This window comes from Stenotrophomonas sp. YJH_SMC_16, assembly GCF_059367875.1.
This window is the reverse complement of the sequence record NZ_JCAFRH010000011.1, coordinates 1-16,404: the sequence shown is the minus strand read 5'-3', so window position 1 is coordinate 16,404 and position 16,404 is coordinate 1. Positions and strand designations below refer to the sequence as shown.

The window sequence follows — 16,404 nt, the reverse complement described above, 5'->3', positions numbered from 1 at the left end:
TGGTGTGCTGCAGATGCGATGCCGGGGCTGCCCGGCATCGCGGTCCACGTCATTACTGCGGCAGCACTTCCAGCGTGGCCACGTAGCTCAGGCGGCGCTTGGCGGCCTGCTTCACCGAGGTCTTGTTGTCCTCGGTGCCGGTTTCCAGCCAGTACATGCCAGCTTCCGGCCAGGTCACCTTGATCTCGCCCTTGGCATCGCTGGTGACCTTCAGTTCGTCCTGCGCGTTGCGGTAGCGGGTGGCGCCACGCACGATCTCGAACTCCAGGCCGGTGGCCGGCTTGCCGTCGACCAGCACGCGGAAGGTGGCTTCCTCGCCGGCGAACAGGTCGTTCGGGTGGCCGACGGCGACCAGCTCGATGCCACGGTTTGTGGGCTTCAGCGCGGTGTCGTTCGGCGCACCGTTGGTGACGAAGGTCTCCACGCGGCCGACCGACTGGCTCACTTCCAGCTTCTTTGCGTCCTTGGGCAGTTCGCCGAAGGTGGCGACGCTGCCGCGCCAGCGCTTGCGCTCGCCGTTCTGCTCGTAGGTGGCGAACAGGCCGTCATTGACCGACGCGATGCGGTAGGTGCCCTGCTGCTTCAGCTCGACGTCGAACACGCTGCGGTACTTGCCGGTGGCCGCGTTCTGCGCCTGCACGGTGCTGCCGTCCGGGGCAGTGATCACCACCGATTCCAGGCGCAGCGGCACGTGGTTGAAATAGAACAGGTCGTTGGAGACCGCACCATCGACGGTGATCCACGGCGCGTTGCCGGCGATCACGGTCTGCGAGGGCAGCAGCCAGGCCTTGTGGGCCAGGGCAGAGAAGGGAAGGGCAGCGGCCAGAGCGGCGGCGAGGACGAGCGTGCGCTTCATGCGGAAGACTCCAGTGGAATGCGGGGTGATGCGACAAGGGCAAGGGGATTACGACTTGATCCCCTCCGTCCCCTCTCAGGGTTTGACGGCGAGGGTGACCAGGCCCAGTTCGGTGGCGCCCTGCGCGCGGCCGTTCTGTGCAGCGGTGGCCGGCCAGGTGAAGGGAATCTTCAGCAGTTCACGGCCGCCGACTTCGCGCACCGCTTCCACCACCAGGGTGTAGTTGCCCGGGGCCAGCTGCTTCAGCGCCGGCTGCTTGTCGCTGAACGACAGTGCGTGCTTGCCGGCAGGGCGGGTCGGGCCGGTCACGCCATCCACCGGTACCTGCAGGGTGCGGCCACTCTTGCGCCACCACTGGCGCAGGTCGGGCAGCCATTTGGTGCCATGGCCTTCGCTGTTGCTGGTCTGCTGGTACCAGACCGAGAGGTTGGCCGCGACCTTCTGGTCGGCACCTTCCAGCCACACCGCCACATACGGGCGGTGGTATTCGGCCACGTTGAGCTTGGGCACTTCGACGTTGATGTCGAGGGTGGTGGCGTAGGCCGGCGAGGTGGCCAGCAGGCCGCTGAGGGCGATGGTCAGGGTGACGCGCATGGGGCGGCTCCGGAGAAACGGATGGAAATCACGGTGAATGTCAGTGGATCAGCAGCAGGGCGATCAGCAGCGGGATCATCAGGCCCAGGCCGACCAGCGGCCAGGTCATGCGTCGCTGCCGCGCATGCAGGTGCAGCAGGAACAGGCCGGTGATGCAGAACACCAGGCAGGCGACGGCGAACACGTCCAGGAACCAGCCCCACGCGGGTCCGGCATTGCGGCCCTTGTGCAGGTCGTTGAGGTAGGACACCGCGCCGCGTGAGGTCGATTCGTACTCCACCGCGCCGGTTTCGCGGTCGATGCTCAACCAGGCGTCGCCGCCGGGGCGTGGCAGCGACAGATAGATTTCCTCGGCCGACCATTCGGCCGGGCGGCCGCCGATGGAGACACCCAGCTGACCGTCGAGCCATTCCCGGGCCGGGCGCGGGATCGGTGCGTTGCCTTCCTCGCGCGTGCCCAGTTGGCCGAGCAGCCCGGCCGGTAGTTCCAGGTGCTGGTTCTGCACCTGCGGCTTGGCCTCGATCTTCGCGGCGTGGTTGAGGGTCAGGCCGGTGACCGCGAACAGCAGCATGCCGATCAGGCAGACCGCCGAGCTGATCCAGTGCCACTGGTGCAGGGTACGCAGCCAGAAGCCGCGGCTCTGTTGCTGCTGCACGGTGGAAGATGCGGGACGGCTCACGGCACGGTTCGGGACGGATGAATACTGGTCATTACATCATTGATGAGAATTGCTCGCAATTAGATGTCGTTGTGTATCTCTGGAGGGGGATTGCCGGCCAGCGGCCGGCACTACCAACTACCGCTGACCGGTAGATCCACGCCATGCGTGGATGAAGCGGTGCCGACCAAGGTCGCTACGGGCAGTAGATCCACGCCATGCGTGGATGAAACGGTGCCGACCAAGGTCGGCACCCACCAGAGCGGCGATCAGAACTTCGCGTTGAGCGAGATCCAATAGCTGCGGCGCTGGTCCTTGGTGGCGTAATCGTCCACGCAGTTGTATTCGCTGGGGCTGGTCAGCAGGCACGACTGCGAGACGAAGTTCTTGTCGAACAGGTTGTTGACCCGCGCGTTGACGGTCAGCCACTGCGTAGCCTTCCAGCTGCCACCGAGGTGGAAGATGGTGTAGTCCTCGTAGTAGCGGGTGTGGCTGGCACCGGCGGCATCGAGGATCGTGTCGCGGTAGCGGTCGTAGCGGCCTTCGCCGATCAGCGACAGGCTGATGGCATCGTTGAGCTGCCAGTTGAGGCTGGCGTTGGCCATGTGCTTGGCCGGCATGGTGCCGGTGATCGGCAGACCCTTGCCGGAACCGGCGGTCTGCTCGCTCCTGGTCCAGGTGTAATTGCCACGCAGCTGCAGGTTGTCCAGCAGGTCGACGTGGCCGGCCAGTTCCGCGCCGCGGGTTTCAGCCTTGTCGATGTTCACGCTCTGGGTGAACGTGCTGTAGCCCAGCGACGCCCAGCCCGGGCCGATGTCCACGCAGTAACCACTGCCGGCTGGTGCAACCTCACAGTTGGGGAACGTGCCGCCGCTGGCGATCTTGTCTTCGAACTTGTTGATGAAGCCGGTGACGTTGAAGCCCCAGCGCTGGCCCTCGTAGTACGCGGCCAGCTCGTAGTTGGTGCTGGTTTCCGGCTTCAGGTTCGGCGAACCCACCAGCGGCAGCACGCCCTGGCCACCAAAGCCGGTGATGCCGGGAAACAACTGGTCCGGACGCGGGGTCTTGTAGCCGGTGCTGATACCACCCTTGAAGGTCCATGCGTCGGTGGCGTTCCAGACCAGGTAGCCGCGCGGGCTGACATGGCTGCCGAAGATGTTGTGGTCGTCGTAGCGCAGGCCGAAGGTGGCGGTCAGGGTGTCGGTCAACGACCAGTTGTCCTCGGCGAACAGCGCCCACATGCGGTGCTTCTGCTTGGTGTTGCTGCGATAGCCGGCACCGTCCATGCCGAACACGCCGTCCACCATGTCGGTGTCGTTGTACTGGCCGCCGACGGTGAGCTTGTGCGCGCCGAAGTCCAGGTCGAGCATCGTGTCCAACACGTAGCCTTCCAGTTCCATGGTGCGCAGCGGACGTGGCAGGAAGGCCTGCAGGCGCGCCTGTTCGCTGGCGTTGAGTGCACCCAGGGCGTTGTTGCGGCCGGCGGCACAGTTGTTGGCCGCGCCGGTACGGCGGCAGACGTCGTTCCACAGGGTCTGCAGGCCGGCGCGCTCGTCCAGGGTCAACGGCAGCGAGCGGCCGAGGTTGTTGCTCTTGCTGTGGGTCAGCGAGGTCTGCCAGGTGCCGAAGCTGTAGCGGCCCTGATGGGTCAGCGACAGCTGGTCGCGCTCATAGCGCTGGTAGGCGGTGTAGCCCACGCGCGGCTGCACCACGCGGCGGGTGACCGTGCCGCTGCCATTCGGATTGGGGACCACCGCGTTGCCCACGCGCCACAGGCTGGCCAGGCTGTCGAGCGTGCCGGTCTGGCCCTCGCTGTTGTCGTACTTCTGGCGCGAGACGTCGTAGTCCAGCCACAGTTCGTGGTCGTCGTTGACATGGAAGTTCAGCCGCACGCCGGTGTTCCAGTTGGTGTTGGCCACCGACTTGCCGCCGCCACCGAATCCGATGCTGCGTTCCCACAGCGTGCCATCGGGCAGGGTCAGTGCATCCCATTCGGGATTGGATGCCTTGGCGTCGTAGTAGCTGCCGCGCACGGCCAGGCCGAGGCGATCCTTGACCAGCGGGCCGCTCAGGTACAGGTCGGTGCTGCGCGCATCGCCGAACTGGTCGTCCTGCTGCACGGTGAAGCCCTGGGTGACCGCGCCGTGCCAGCTGTCCTGGTTGCGGCGGGTAATGATGTTGATGACGCCGCCCATTGCATCCGAGCCGTACAGCGTGGACATCGGGCCACGCACCACTTCGATGCGTTCGATCGCATCCAGCGGCGGCAGGTAGGCGAACTGGCCACCGCCGAAGTTGTTGGGATACAGCTGACCGGCGTTGCTCTGGCGGCGACCGTCGATCAGCACCAGGGTGTATTCGGACGGCAGGCCGCGCATGGAGATGGTGGCGCGGCCGTTCTTGTCGGTGGCTTCCAGGCCGACGTCGATGCCTTCCACGTCGCGCAGGGCGTCGACCAGGCTGGTATAGGGGCGCTTGCTCAGCTCTTCGCGGCTGACCACGCTGATGCTGGCCGGCGCATCGACCACTTTCTGTTCAAAGCCGGAGGCGGTGACCACCACCTTGTCCAGCGTCTGCGGCGCGCCGGAAGCGTCACCGTGGGCGAAGGCAGGGGCGGTCATGGCCGCCAGTACGGCACTGGTCAGCAGGGTACGGGACAGGGACGAACGGACACGATGGCGCTGGGCCATGGCAGTAACCTCGAAGGATGCAGGGTGGTGCAATGCCAGGCGCGAGTGGCGCGGCATGCACGGGGAGGCCCGGTCAGGGGCGGCAGGGATGAAGCAGGCAGCGGTGCGCTGACGCGACCGCGCGGGCGGTCACGCAGGGCCGTGGATCAGGCGAGCGGCGGCGCCTGGCCGCGTTGCTGGCGGCGCCCGGGCGCGTCGGCCCAGGGCGTGTCCGGAGCGGCCAGCGGCCAGTCCGGGCGCACACCGGGCATGGCCGGCGTGGCGGGTACGAGTTCACGTTCGGTACGCAGCCACTGGCTGGCCAGCAGCAGCGGCGGGTGTGCCTTCTCGGCTGATTTCACCGGCGCGGCAGCACAGCGACGCAGCTTGGCCGGGGCTTCTTCCTGCAGCGGGGCTTCGCCGCCACGCTCTTCCAGCGGCGGCTGCACTGCCTGCGCGGCGTTGCCGGCGTGGGCCTCTGGGAGCAGCGGCAGAGTACCCATCAGCAGTACCAGCATCGCCACCCACGCCAGCAGGCTGGCCAGCGCAGGACGCTGGCCGCGCATGGCGGTGCCCATCTTGCGATGGATGAGTGGGCGAGGGCGAAGCGGGCGCAGCAAGCAGGGGTCCCCAGGGGTCTGCCGGCAGTGGCCGGCATCAACGGGGCGTGATTGTAATGAGAGCTGTTAGCTGTTGCAAATGAGAATGATTGCCAAAATGTCGCAGGCCGGCCCGGCAAGGCTCAGACTTCGCTCCAGCGCCGCAGCAGATTGTGGTACACGCCGGTCAGCTGCAGCACCGCTTCGGCGTCGCCGCCGGTCTGCCGCAGGCGCTCGATCGAACCGTCCATTTCCCACAGCAGGCGGCGCTGCACATCGTCGCGGACCATGCTCTGCACCCAGAAGAACGAGGCCACGCGCGCACCTCGGGTCACCGGCCGCACCTGGTGCAGGCTGCTGGACGGATACACGATCAGGTCGCCCGCCGGCAGCTTCACTTCATGCTCGCCGTAGGTGTCGCTGATGATCAGTTCGCCGCCCTCGTACTCGTCCGGCGCCGAGAGGAACAGGGTGCAGGAGATGTCCGAACGCAGCTGTTCGCCGTTGGCCAGGTTCATCACCGCGCCGTCGACGTGGAAACCATAGGTGCCGCCGCCGCTGTAGCGATTGAAGCGCGGTGGCAGGTACTTCAGTGGCAGCGCGGCGCTGAAGAACAGCGGGTGCCGGGCCAGTGCGACGAGGATGATCTCGCCCAGTTCGCGGCGCAGCGGTGAGGCCTCGGGCAGCTGCTGGTTGTGCTTGGCCTGTGCGCCCAGATGGCCGACGGTCTCGCGGCCATCGGTCCAGTCGGCGGCATCCAGCCGGCGGCGGAAGTCGGCCACCTGGTCGGCGCTGAGAATGTCGGGGATGTGCAGCAGCATGCGGGACTCCTCAGAGGGACGGCGGTGCGACCAGGGCGCGCACCTGTGGATGCGGCGATGCGGCCAGTTCCGGCACGAGGTGCGCCATGAACGCCGGGCTGCCGTGGGCCAGTGCAAGCCGCAGCCAGTGCACGGCCTGCTCGACGTGGCCGGCCTGCAGCAGGATCGAGGCGTAGTTGGCCTGGCCGCGGAAATCACCGGCCTCGGCCGCGCGCTGGTACCAGTCCAGCGCCGCCTGCGGATCGCGCTCGATCTCCAGTCCGTCTTCGAGGTGGCGGGCCAGCAGGTTCATCGATTTGGCGTGGCCCAGGTGCGCGGCGCGCGTGTACAGCGCCAGCGCCTGCGCGCGGTCCAGCGGCACGCCGCGGCCGGTGGCCAGCAGGTTGGCCAGGTTGTACAGGCCCCAGTCCAGCCCGGTGTCGGCCGCGCGGCGGTACCACACTGCGGCCAGTGCCGGATTGGCCGTGGTGCCCTGGCCCAGTTCGTGGCAGCGGCCCAGCATGTTCATCGCCATCGGCGCGCCGTTGTTGGCGGCGGTTTCGTACCAGAGCAGTGCCGCCGAGGCGTCCTGCGCGGTGCCTTTGCCTTCCATGTGCATCTGCGCGAGCAGCAGTTGTGCCTCGACCTGGCCGGCCTGCGCAGCGTCGCGCACGCGTGCGAACGCGGCTGCCGGGTCGTGCTGCAGCAGTTCGGCCAGGGCGTCGCTGTCGATGGGGGTAAGGGTCGCCATGGGGTGAGTATCGCCGGAAACAAAAACGGCGGCAGGAGAGCCTGCCGCCGTGGTGGAGCGAAGTTACATCAGAACTTCACGTTCAGTGCCAGGGTGGCCGAGCGACCCGGGGCGATGCTCGCGTAGTGCGAGGCATAGGCCTTGGTGAAGTAGGTCTTGTCGGTCAGGTTCTGCACGTTGAGCTGCAGGCTGATGTTGTCCTGGATCGCGTAGCTGGCCATCGCGTCGAAGCGGGTGTAGCTGGCAATCCACTTGGTGTTGGCCACATCACCGTACTGCTTGTCCGAGTAGAACGCACCAGCGCCGATGGTCAGGCCGATCGGGAAGCGGTAGGTGGTCCACAGGTTGGCGCTGTGCTTGGCGGTGTTCGGGAACACGTTGCCGTTGTTCGGCGACGGCACGTAGACGTTGGACGGGCAGGTGCGGCCCACCGGTGCGCCACAGACAAAGCCATTGTCCTTCAGCTCGGAATCGAGGTAGGTGTAGCCGCCGTACAGGCTCCAGGCGTCGGTCAACTGGCCGTTGAAGCCCAGCTCGAAACCGTTGATCTCTTTCTTGCCGGCGTTCTGGCTGGTGCCGTTGTCGACGGTCACGCGCGCGTTGTTCATCACGGTGTGGAAGATCGCAGCAGTCAGGTTCAGGCGGTTGTCCAGCAGGTCCCACTTGGTGCCCAGTTCGAGGTTCTTCGTGTCCTGCGGCTTGAGGTCGGCAACGGCCGCGCTCAGGCCGTCCGAACCGTCACCACCGTCCATGCCCGGCGGGGTCGAGGAGGTGCCCCAGGACAGGTAGATGCTGCCGTTGGTGGCCGGCTTGAACACGACGCCGGCCTGGTAGTTCAGGAAGTCGTTGCTGTTGCGCAGGCGGGTCGGCGCTGCGTTGAGCACCGGCGTGGTCAGCGTGGTGCTGTAATCGTCATAGCGCAGGCCGACGTTGAAGCTCCACTGTGCATTGAGCTCGATGGTGTCGAACAGATAGGCGGACTTGGTCTTGGTGCGCTGTTCAACGTCCAGCGCCTTGTTGCTGCGGTAGACGATCTGACCGGCCGCCCACGGATCGTTCGGGTTCGGATTGTTGAAGTCGGTGCAGTTGTAATTGGTGGCAGCGCCGGACACCCGGCACACCGAGCTGTTGGCCGCGAGAGGTTCCAGCGGATTGGCGGTGCCCGGCGTCATCTGATAGCTGCCGCGGGTCATCTTCTCGTCGCTGTACTCCACGCCCGCGCTGTAGCTGTGCTTGAGCGCGCCGGTCTGGAAGGCGCCGGTCAGGCCCAGCTGGTCCGCGAAGCTCTTGACGTCGACGGCGCGGCTGTTGGTGCGGCGCCACAGGGTGCCGTAGTTGTTCGGGTTGCCCTTGCTGTCGTCCGGCTGGGTCCACAGGTAGTCGTTGCTGGTGTTGCCCAGGCGCGCGATGTTGCGCAGCTTGTGGCCGCCGAAATCGTAGCTGGCGTCCAGGGTGCTGATATCGGCGCGGGTACGCTGGAAATCACGGTCGACCAGGCCGTAGTAGTTGTTGCGGTCCGGCACCATCGGGCGGCCGTCGCCGTTCTTGGCCACGTTCGGGCCGCTGGTGAACGGGTTGTTGTACGGGAAACCACCCGCATCGGGCAGGTCATCACTCTGCATGTGGTAGTGGCTCGCAATCAGCTGCGCCGGGCCGTTCAGGCCGAACGCGATCGACGGCGCGATGCCCCAACGGCTGACATTGGCCGCATCACGACCGGCGATGTCCGACGCGTGCTTCATCAGGTTCAGGCGGGCGGCGATGCCATCGCCCAGCACGTAGTTGGCGTCCACGGTGCCGCGCGCGTAGCTGTCGGTGCCGATGCCCATGCTGGCGCTGGTCTCGTTCTTCAGCTTCGGCGTCTTGCTCACCAGGTTCAGGCTGCCACCACCGGAGTCACGGCCGCCGTAGGCCGAACTCGGTCCCTTGACCACTTCCACCTGCTCCAGGTCGAAGATCTCGCGGGTCTGCGAGCCGACGTCGCGCAGGCCGTCGACGAAGACGTTGCTCTGCGAATCGAAGCCACGGATGAAGGGGCGGTCACCGGTCGGGTTGCCGCCTTCGCCGGCACCGAAGGTGATACCCGGGACCATGCGCAGCGCATCCTGCAGGTTGGTCGCACCGGTTTCGGCGATCAGCTTTTCCGACACGATCGACACCGACTTCGGGGTGTCCAGCAGCTCGGCGGTGAACTTCGGCGAGGACGGATTGAACCAGCTGCCGCGCACCTGCACCTTGTCCAGGTCGGTGGCGTTGCGGGAGCTGGCATCGGCGCTGTCGGCGGCCTGTGCGGCCAGCGGTGCGAAGCCGGCGGCCAGGGTGGCGGTAGCGAGCAGGGAAACGCGCGGGGCGTGCTTGCGGGACGTGATGTGGGTCATGGTCTGGGTGGCGGTGGCTTGGATCAGAAAAGGGCACGGGCCGAAGCGCAGGCAGCGCGACGGCATGTAGAAGGCGATATCTGTAGAGCCGAGCCGACGCTCGGCTGGCAGGAAACGTAAACAGGCGCACGGCAAAAGCCGCAGGGCGCCTCAGCTGGCGTGCGGTGCGGGCGGTGCGTGGCCGGGGTTCAACCGCAGTGCGGGATCGTGCAGCTGCCAGCGCAGGGCGTTGGAGCGCCACAGCGGAACATGCGCGACCAGGACGGCGCGCGGGGGAGCCAGTCCGGTACAGGGCGTGGTGCCCTCGCCATCCAGCGGCGGCTCCGGTGCTGGCGCGGCATGGTGCGGGCACTCGTCCGCCGGCGGGGCCGGCATCGGCATGACCTGCTGCAGATCTTCAGCCTGTGCCTGCCAGCCGTGGGCAGCAGGGCCGTTGTCGCGTCCTTCGTGCAGTGCCGACCAGCCCAGCAGCAGCGTCAGCAGCACGGCCACAACCAGCGGCCACCCTTGACGGGCAAGCTGGCACAGCGTGGCGGTGGGCGCGGGCGAAGCCATGGCGCGGAGGCGGAGTCGTTACGAAGATGTTACGTAGAATAACATCAACGATAATGATTCGCATGTACTGGGCGTGGCGGGCCGCTGGGGCGGCCCCGGAACGGCCTGGGAAGGCCCTCATGGGCTTTCGGTACATCCACCCCATGGGTGTGAATGCTCTCTGCCGGGGCGCCCCGTGGATGACCTCTCAGGGCGGAGTGCCGCCTCAATCCCGGTCGTCGCGGGTCCAGACAGCGTCGTGCTCGCGCTTCACCGGAAACTTGGGCACCGGGCTGTAGGCCGGGGCGCACAGGGCGCGCCCGTCACGCACGTCGAAGCGCGCGCCGTGCAGCACGCACTCCACACTGCCTTCGGTCGTGTTGAACTCGCCGGAGGACAGTTCGAACTCTTCATGCGTGCACTGGTCTTCCAGTGCGTACAGCTCGCCGTCGAGGTTGAACACCACGATCGGCGTGCCTGTCACCTCGTCGAACACGCTCTTCATTTCGCCCGGCAACAGCTCGTTGCCGGCACAGACGAAGGTCCAGGCCTCGCTCACGCGGCGGCTCCGGCCAGCGGCTTTTCCAGGATCTCGAAGCGCAGGTCGTCGCGCTTGGGAATGCCGAAACGCTCGTCGCCATACGGGAACGGCTTCTTGATGCCGGTGCGGCTGTAGCCGCGACGCTCGTAGAAGGCGATCAGCTCGTCGCGCACGTCGATCACCGTCATCTGCATCACCGGCACCTTCCATTCGCGTGCGGCGTGCGCTTCGGCGGCGTCCATCAGCTGCTTGCCAACGCCGCCACCCTGCTGGGCCGGGTCGACCGAGAACATGCCGAAGTAGCCCTTGCCGTCGACATCGGCGACGTGGGCGCAGGCCATCAGCTGGCCATCGCGCTCGGCCAGCAGGATGGTGGAGCGCGGGCGGTCCAGGTCGGCCTGGATGCCCTCGGCGTCGATGCGGGCGCCGTCCAGCAGGTCGGCTTCGGTGGTCCAGCCGACGCGGCTGGCATCGCCGCGGTAGGCCGAGGTGACGAGGGCAATAAGGGCGGGGATGTCGGCCGGCGTGGCGGCGCGGAAGGTCAGGGTGCTCATGGGGACATTCTATGTGGAGCGGGGAAGGGCACGGGAGGCTGCTGGCTGACGTGACTTTGCCGAGTGTGGCCAATACGTAGACTTGACGCCATCTTCATTATTCGTTCATATCTGTGACCAGCACCCGCCCACCGTGAAGCAACTCGTGGCTGTCTGCCGGCGTGGGTGCCGCCTGGTCGAAGGCCAACTGCCGTTCGGCGCGGGTGGGGCACACAGGGACGTCGATCCAGGGAGGATCTGCATGCAGTCTGGCCTCATTTCTCATCCGCGCGCGGCAATGGCTGCCAAGGGTCTGCTTCTCGGTGTCGTTGCCCTGTGCGTGCTGGCACCGGTCGGCGTTTCCGCCCAGATCGTTCCCACCTGGCGGCAGGAGTACGACAAGCGACTGAAGTACGGGGACCTTGTCGAGCCGCTGAAGGGCGAGATCTTCGGCGAGCAGGTCAATCTCTACGACGGCTCGATCAGCTTCAAGGCCACGGATGTTTCGATTCCGGGCAATGGCAGCCTGACGATGACCTTGGGCCGCAGCTACCGCGATGGCGATGGCAGTAGTGAGAGCCCATTCTCGGATTGGGATCTGGATATTCCGTCCATGTCCGGCGTCTATGGTGATCTGCCGGAGACCGCTGCTGTCGGCTACTGGGCGCCTGCTGCGCGCTGCAGTACGGTGGCGGCGCCCCCAGCGCTGGAGGTCTGGAACCGTCGCCAAACCCAGACCGTCAATTTCAGTCCCACTACATTCTGGGATGGCGTGCGCCTTTCCCTGCCAGGCGGTGGCGGTGAGCCGGTCCTGGGAGGCAGCGGTGATGCGCGCCAGCCGCAGCCACAGTTTGGCGAACCGGCGCCTTGGAATACCAAGGGCGGCTGGACGTTCAGTTGCCTGACCGCCCTGAAGAGCGGACAGCCGGGACAAGGCTTCCTTGGTCATGCGCCCGACGGTACCAAGTACTACTTCGACTGGATGGTCGCCAAGCCCCACAACGGTGCAACGCTGCAACCCTACGGGCCAGAAAGCAATGCACTGCTGAATCGAAAGCGTGTGTTCCTGTACCCATCGCAGGTTGTGGATCGCTTCGGCAACTGGGTGCGCTACGAGTGGAGTGGCGACCGGCTGTTGCGCATGGTTGCCAACGATGGCCGCGAGATCAGCCTGGGCTACAACGCGAAAGGACTGATCGCGTCCGCAACCGCTGCAGGGCGCACCTGGACTTATGGGTACACGGAGGCCGATATCCTGCGGACAGTGACGCTGCCGGACGGTACCCAATGGGTCTACAACCTGCCGCCGCTGTCAGTCACCCACAAGTATGCCGACTACATCGGGCAGAGCATCTGGGAGTACATGGACTACCCGGCCACATGCTCGCGCGTCAACAAGATCGTGCCCAGCGAGATCACCCTGAGCATCCAGCATCCGTCGGGTGCGCTGGGAACGTTCCTGTTCCGCCCGTTCCGCCACGGGCGCAAGAATGTAAAGCTGGATTGCCAGACCTCTGGCGACAATCACCTATTTGCCGATGGCTGGAACTACACGCCGGTCTACCGTGACGCAATGTCGCTGGTGACCAAGACCATCAGCGGTCCGGGCATGCCCACTGCACAGTGGACTTATCAATACACCAATCTCAACGGTGCTTTCGCCCAGGACCTGGGCGGTCCAGTAATCCCGGTGGGCCAGGCAGAGCCGAAGATCACCACTGAAACGCTGCCCGATGGTGTCGTTCGCGTCTATGAGTTCGGCAAGGAAGTTGCCTACAACGACGGTCTGTTGCTGTCCACGACAACGCGATCGGGTGGCGCGGTCGTGCGCATTGACCGCAACAACTACTATCCGGATGCCCAGCTGGATGCGGCGCCCTTCCCGAAGGAGGCCGGCAAGGACTTCAAGTACGGTGCCAACGATCTCAAGGCCCATTACAACCGCCCCGTCCAATCCACCGTTGTGGAACAGGATGGCGTGCAGTTCACCCGCACCGTGCAGGCCTTTGATGCATTTGCGCGCGAAGTCACCGTTGTCGAAGCGAATTCCGCCGGCCAGAGTCGCACCAGCAGCACCAGCTACTACGACAATCCCGCGCTGTGGGTGAACGGCCAGGTGGCGCGCAGTGTGCTCAATGGCATCGAGCAGTCCCGCACCGAATTCGATACGGCCAAAGCACTGCCGCTGCGCGCCTATGCATTCGGCCGCCTGGCGCAGCAGGTGACCTACGCAGCCGACGGCACGGTTGCCTCGGTGGCCGATGGCCGCGGCAATACCAGCCATCTGTCGGGATGGAAGCGTGGCGTTCCGCAGCAGCTGCGCATGCCGGCTACGCCCGAAGCGCCCAATGGCGCGGTGCGCACGGTTGCCGTCGACGACAACGGTTGGATCACCTCGCTGACCGACGAAACCGGCGCAACCACCAGCTTCAGCTACGACAGCATGGGCAGGCTGCGCAGCCAGCAGTTCCCAGGCGGTGACAGCGTGAACTGGAATGGCGTAACCATGGACCTGCAGCGGCTGGGTGGCGCGCAGCTGGGGGTGCCCGCCGGTGCGTGGAAGCACTCCCGCACGCAGGGCGGGCGGCGCACGGATACCTACCTGGATGCGATGTTCCGCCCGGTGCTGGTGACCGAAAACGCCAACAACGTGCTGGACAGCGCCGTGGTGACCCGCTACGACACCAGCGGCAAGACTGTGTTTGCCTCGTATCCCACGCGGCAGTTCTCCGATATCAATGCCACCCTGACCGGCATCACGACGCAGTACGACGCGTTGGGCCGCCCCACCGTGGTCAGTCAATCGTCCGAGCTGGGGGCACTGGTTACCCGCACCGAGTACGTGGGCAATCTGTCGGTGAAGGTGACCAATCCACGCGGCCAGGCCACGACGACCCGTCATCTTGCCTACGACCAGCCCAGCTATGAGATGCCGCTGACGCTGCAGCATCCGGAAGGCGTGGTGACCGAGATCCAGCGAGACACGTTGGGCAAGCCGCTGGCGATCACCCGCCGCAGTGCAGACGGCAGCCAGTCGCTGACCCGCCGCTACGTCTATGACGGCTACCAGCAGCTGTGCAAGACCATCGAACCGGAAACCGGCGCGACCGTGCAGGACTACGACGCGGCAGGCAACGTGCTGTGGTCGGCGGCTGGCACGGGTTTGACCAGCACCACCGACTGCAACCGCAGTGAAGCGCTGGCCGGTGGACGTGCGGTGAAGCGCAGTTACGATGCTGCCAACCGCTTGTCGACCCTGATCTTCCCGGATGGGCGCGGAAATCAGAACTGGTCCTACGCGCCTGATGGTCTGCCTGCCGAGATCAGCACGCAGAACGATCCGGCCCGGCCGATGGTCGTCAACCGCTACCAGTACAACCGCCGCCGCCTGCTCAGCGGCGAAACCCTGCAGCATCCGGATCTGGGAAGCCTGAGCCTGGCCTATGGCTACGATGCCAACGGCACACTGGCCAGCAATACCTACCCGGGGGGGCGTGTCGTCAGCTATGCGCCGGATGCACTGGGTCGGGCGACGACGGTCGGCGGCTATGCAAAGGAGGCCAGTTACTTTGCCAATGGCGCGCTGGCCCGCTTTGTCTATGGCAACGGGATCGTGCACACGTTGACCCAGAATGCCCGCGGACTGCCTGACCGCAGCCGCGATGCCACTGCAGCGGCCGCAGTGCTGGATGACAGCTACGACTACGATGCCGGCGGCAATGTGATGGCCATTTCCGATGGCCTGCCCGGGGCGCCCGGTAACCGGGACATGACCTATGACGGCCTGGACCGGTTGCGGACGGTCACTGCACCGGGCTTCGGCAACGCATTGTATGAGTATGACGCGCTGGACAACCTGCGCCGTGCCAAGGTCGGCAGCCGCGATCGTACGCACTATTTCGATCCGACCAATCGGCTGGTCAACGTGATCGAAACCGGAACCGGGGCAACCGTGACCGGTCTTGGCTATGACGTGCAGGGCAATCTCTCGGTGCGCAATGGTCAAGCTTTCGCGTTTGATTACGGCAACCGACTGCGTGCGGCGGGTACAGCAGAGAGTTACGAGTACGACGCCCACGGGCGCCGGGTGAAGGCCAGCGCCAGTGGCAAGGGGGCGATCTATTCGTTCTACGACAACGGCGGTGTGCTGCGATTCCAGCGCAACGAACGTACCGGCAAACAGACCGACTATCTCTACCTGTCAGGCAGCCTGGTGTCCCAGGTGCATGGCGAAGCCGCACCCGGCGTTCCCGCGCTGAGTGCGCCGGGCTACATCACCCAGGGCAGCGTGAACCTGACCTGGAGCCCGGCCGGTGGTGCCAACCGCTATGAGCTGCAGCGTGCCCTTGCGGGCACCTGGAGCACGGTCTTTGATGGCGCGGCGCAATCGTTCACCAGTACCGGCCTGGTCACGGGAACCTATCAGTTCCGCGTGCGCGGCTGCCGGGCGGTGTGCGGCGGATGGAGCAATGTCGCATCAGTGGCCGTGGCACTGGCGCCATCCACCGTACCGACCTTGAACCTGCCTGCCACGGCCTTCAACGGCAGCTACAACGTGGCTTGGTCTGCGGCTTCCGGTGCCGAGCGCTATGAGCTGGAGGAAAGCGCCAATGGTGGCGCATGGGCCCAGGTGCACAACGCCATCAGTCAGTCCAAGGCCTTCAGTGGCAAGGCAGCGGGAAGCTACAACTACCGGGTTCGCGCATGTAACCCGGTGGGGTGCACGGGATACAGCGCCACGGCTGCGGTGACGGTGGTGTATCCGCCTGCCACTGCGCCAGGTCTTTCTGCGCCGGCACGCGCTGCGCCGGGCAGTATCGGCATTGGCTGGAACGGGGTGGCTGGTGCCACGCGCTACACCCTGCAGGAAAGCAGCAATGGTGGTGGATGGGTCACGCTGTTCGACGGCAACGCGGGTTCCTATGCCACCGCCGCGCGTGGTGTGGGCAACTACGGCTATCGGGTTGCCGCCTGCAATGGCGCGGGCTGCGGACCTTGGTCGGCCACGTCGACGGTAGCGGTGATCGGACCGCCGACGATCGAGCCGGTGATCAGCGCGCCGGGCCTGGTGAACGTGCCGCAGTACAGCCTGAGCTGGTCGGTGCCGGCCAACAGCGAGAGTTTCGTGCTGGAGGAGAGTGCCAACGGTGGTGGCTGGACGGTGGTGCATAACGGCGGCGGGAACAGCTTTGGTGCCAGCCGTGGCAAAGGCAGCTACGCCTATCGCGTGAGGGCGTGCAATTTCGCGGGGTGCAGTCCCTACTCGGGCATCGCCAATGTCTCCGTGGTGCTTCCTCCCGCGGCCACTCAGATCTACGTGGCCGAGTGGCTCAGCACGCGCAAGGCGCCTTATCAGGTGCAATGCAGCGTCGGCTGGCGCGCGGTTCCGGGGGCAACGGAGTATCAGCTTGAGCCTTCCGGAGCTGGACGGCGCCTGTACACCGGCCCCAATACCTACGTGCAGTCGAGCGGCGGGACCTACTGCGCCAGT

12 protein-coding genes are annotated in these 16,404 nt (G+C 65.9%); 1 reads left to right on the top strand and 11 read right to left on the bottom strand.

The window, feature by feature from the left end:
• Positions 1-52 precede the first annotated feature (52 nt).
• The 11 genes from AC5P6E_RS18905 to AC5P6E_RS18855 form a co-directional block, all read right to left on the bottom strand.
• Entirely contained in the window at positions 53-856 is an 804-nt protein-coding gene (locus AC5P6E_RS18905) for a DUF4198 domain-containing protein (protein WP_019337106.1), read from the bottom strand.
• 75 nt (positions 857-931) lie between these two features.
• Positions 932-1,450 carry a DUF2271 domain-containing protein gene (locus tag AC5P6E_RS18900; protein WP_019337105.1) on the bottom strand — a complete coding sequence of 173 codons (519 nt, stop codon included), beginning with the start codon at positions 1,448-1,450 and terminating at the stop codon, positions 932-934.
• Between the two features lie 40 nt (positions 1,451-1,490).
• On the bottom strand, positions 1,491-2,129 hold the full coding sequence (locus AC5P6E_RS18895) for a PepSY-associated TM helix domain-containing protein (protein WP_019337104.1): 639 nt from the start codon (positions 2,127-2,129) through the stop codon (positions 1,491-1,493).
• A 248-nt stretch (positions 2,130-2,377) separates the two neighbouring features.
• Positions 2,378-4,798, bottom strand: coding sequence for a TonB-dependent receptor domain-containing protein (locus tag AC5P6E_RS18890; RefSeq protein ID WP_019337103.1), 2,421 nt, complete (start codon positions 4,796-4,798; stop codon positions 2,378-2,380).
• Between the two features lie 146 nt (positions 4,799-4,944).
• Positions 4,945-5,355 (bottom strand): hypothetical protein, encoded by a 411-nt coding sequence (locus tag AC5P6E_RS18885; protein ID WP_049413405.1) that lies wholly within the window; start codon positions 5,353-5,355, stop codon positions 4,945-4,947.
• A 164-nt stretch (positions 5,356-5,519) separates the two neighbouring features.
• Positions 5,520-6,197 carry a Fe2+-dependent dioxygenase gene (locus AC5P6E_RS18880; RefSeq protein ID WP_019336499.1) on the bottom strand — a complete coding sequence of 226 codons (678 nt, stop codon included), beginning with the start codon at positions 6,195-6,197 and terminating at the stop codon, positions 5,520-5,522.
• A 10-nt stretch (positions 6,198-6,207) separates the two neighbouring features.
• On the bottom strand, positions 6,208-6,927 hold the full coding sequence (locus tag AC5P6E_RS18875) for a tetratricopeptide repeat protein (protein ID WP_019336500.1): 720 nt from the start codon (positions 6,925-6,927) through the stop codon (positions 6,208-6,210).
• A gap of 68 nt (positions 6,928-6,995) precedes the next feature.
• A complete protein-coding gene (locus AC5P6E_RS18870; RefSeq protein WP_029550663.1) occupies positions 6,996-9,305 on the bottom strand; it encodes a TonB-dependent receptor domain-containing protein in 2,310 nt (769 codons plus the stop codon).
• 150 nt (positions 9,306-9,455) lie between these two features.
• Positions 9,456-9,860: a hypothetical protein gene (locus AC5P6E_RS18865; RefSeq protein WP_019336502.1), complete on the bottom strand. Its 405-nt coding sequence runs from the start codon at positions 9,858-9,860 to the stop codon at positions 9,456-9,458.
• Between the two features lie 205 nt (positions 9,861-10,065).
• The gene (locus tag AC5P6E_RS18860) at positions 10,066-10,398 is read right to left on the bottom strand and encodes a non-heme iron oxygenase ferredoxin subunit (RefSeq protein ID WP_005412525.1); all 333 of its coding nucleotides are present in this window, start codon (positions 10,396-10,398) and stop codon (positions 10,066-10,068) included.
• Positions 10,395-10,934 (bottom strand): GNAT family N-acetyltransferase, encoded by a 540-nt coding sequence (locus AC5P6E_RS18855; protein WP_019336503.1) that lies wholly within the window; start codon positions 10,932-10,934, stop codon positions 10,395-10,397. Before AC5P6E_RS18855 ends, AC5P6E_RS18860 begins: the two co-directional genes overlap by 4 nt.
• A 241-nt stretch (positions 10,935-11,175) precedes the next feature.
• On the opposite strand from AC5P6E_RS18855, the gene AC5P6E_RS18850 reads away from it, so the two are divergent.
• Positions 11,176-16,404, top strand: a 5,229-nt coding sequence (locus AC5P6E_RS18850) for a wall-associated protein (RefSeq protein ID WP_495231219.1), incomplete at its 3' end; no start/stop codon positions are given.

What these genes read in the sequence shown, in the direction of transcription:
- AC5P6E_RS18905 (WP_019337106.1), bottom strand. Translation starts at nt 856, where the DNA reads ATGAAGCGCACGCTCGTCCTCGCCGCCGCTCTGGCCGCTGCCCTTCCC.
- AC5P6E_RS18900 (WP_019337105.1), bottom strand. Translation starts at nt 1,450, where the DNA reads ATGCGCGTCACCCTGACCATCGCCCTCAGCGGCCTGCTGGCCACCTCG.
- AC5P6E_RS18890 (WP_019337103.1), bottom strand. Translation starts at nt 4,798, where the DNA reads ATGGCCCAGCGCCATCGTGTCCGTTCGTCCCTGTCCCGTACCCTGCTG.
- AC5P6E_RS18885 (WP_049413405.1), bottom strand. Translation starts at nt 5,355, where the DNA reads ATGGGCACCGCCATGCGCGGCCAGCGTCCTGCGCTGGCCAGCCTGCTG.
- AC5P6E_RS18880 (WP_019336499.1), bottom strand. Translation starts at nt 6,197, where the DNA reads ATGCTGCTGCACATCCCCGACATTCTCAGCGCCGACCAGGTGGCCGAC.
- AC5P6E_RS18875 (WP_019336500.1), bottom strand. Translation starts at nt 6,927, where the DNA reads ATGGCGACCCTTACCCCCATCGACAGCGACGCCCTGGCCGAACTGCTG.
- AC5P6E_RS18870 (WP_029550663.1), bottom strand. Translation starts at nt 9,305, where the DNA reads ATGACCCACATCACGTCCCGCAAGCACGCCCCGCGCGTTTCCCTGCTC.
- AC5P6E_RS18865 (WP_019336502.1), bottom strand. Translation starts at nt 9,860, where the DNA reads ATGGCTTCGCCCGCGCCCACCGCCACGCTGTGCCAGCTTGCCCGTCAA.
- AC5P6E_RS18855 (WP_019336503.1), bottom strand. Translation starts at nt 10,934, where the DNA reads ATGAGCACCCTGACCTTCCGCGCCGCCACGCCGGCCGACATCCCCGCC.